The sequence below is a fragment of the Streptococcus sp. CCH8-H5 genome, assembly GCF_001556505.1.
Lineage (GTDB): Bacteria > Bacillota > Bacilli > Lactobacillales > Streptococcaceae > Streptococcus.
Genome location: NZ_LSIZ01000008.1, coordinates 1 through 1,149, shown reverse-complemented (window position 1 = coordinate 1,149; position 1,149 = coordinate 1). Strand labels below are relative to the sequence as shown.

1 pseudogene is annotated in these 1,149 nt (G+C 44.3%); it reads right to left on the bottom strand.

Going from position 1 to position 1,149, the window contains the following annotated elements:
• Positions 1–1,149: pseudogene (locus AX663_RS00480) on the bottom strand (CshA/CshB family fibrillar adhesin-related protein); the annotation flags it as partial.

Here is a 1,149-nt window from a genome sequence, read left to right as displayed (position 1 = left end):
GAACAACCGTTACAGCCGGTGCAGTTCCGACAAATGATTTCTCAGGAACAAATGTCACCGTACCGTCTGCTGCTACTGTGTAAGTACCAACACCGTCAACTGTCTTAGTCGTTGAACCATCGTCAAATGTCGCTGGAACATCTTCATTGATAGCTACTGTTTTCTCAACACCATCAACGGTTACTGTTCCACCCTTGAATTCAGGTTTACCAGTTTGAGTAGCACCTTGAATATCAGTTGTTTCAGCTGGTGTTGCTGTCGGTGTTACCGGTACGATTTCAGGCGTGTAAGTTGTGTCCACCTTGATACCGTTTGAGCTTTCAGCTTGAACCTTGGCCGGTGTTACTACACCTGTGTATGATTTATCAGTCGGTGTGAAAGTGACTTGACCAGTAGCTGAATCGATAGAGTAAGTACCGATTTCAGTTGTACCATCAGCAGCATAAGCTGGTGTACTTGTCACTTCATTGCCATCATTATCCAAAAGCGTGTAGCTATTATCTTTGATTGTAATAGCTTTATCTTCACCGTTTACTTGGACAGTAGTTCCTGCAAAGGTTGGTGTCCCTGTTTGCGTTGCACCTTGAACATCTTTAGATGTAGCTGGTTGAGCTGTTGGAACAGCAGCTACAACAGTTGGTGTGTAGGTCGCATCTGAAGTAATGGTTGCAGTCTTACCGTTAGCATTTGTAATAGTAGCTGTTGCCTGAACAGTTACTCCTTTTGCAGTACCAACAAAGTCTTTTTCTGGCGTAAATGTTACTGCTCCAGTCGTTGGGTCGATAGTATAGCTACCTTCTCCTGCTACTGTCACTGTTGTTTCATCAGTTGGTTGACCAGTTGCTGGATCCACCAATTTCTTGCTTGTGATTTCAGCAGTCTTATCATTACTCAAATCAAAGGTTGGTGTTTGGGTTTGAGGAACGTTTTGAACATCCGCAGAAACCTTGTCTGTAGGAGTCACTGTGATTGGTGTTACTGATGGTGTGTAAGTCGCTGAAGCTTTTGTTCCGTTCTTGTCTTCACGAACGACTGTAACCGCTGGTGCTGTTCCTGTAAAACTTGGTTCTGGTACAAATGTAACAGTACCGTCCGCTGCTACTGTGTAGGTACCAACGCCATCAACTGACTTGGTAGTTGAGCCATCAT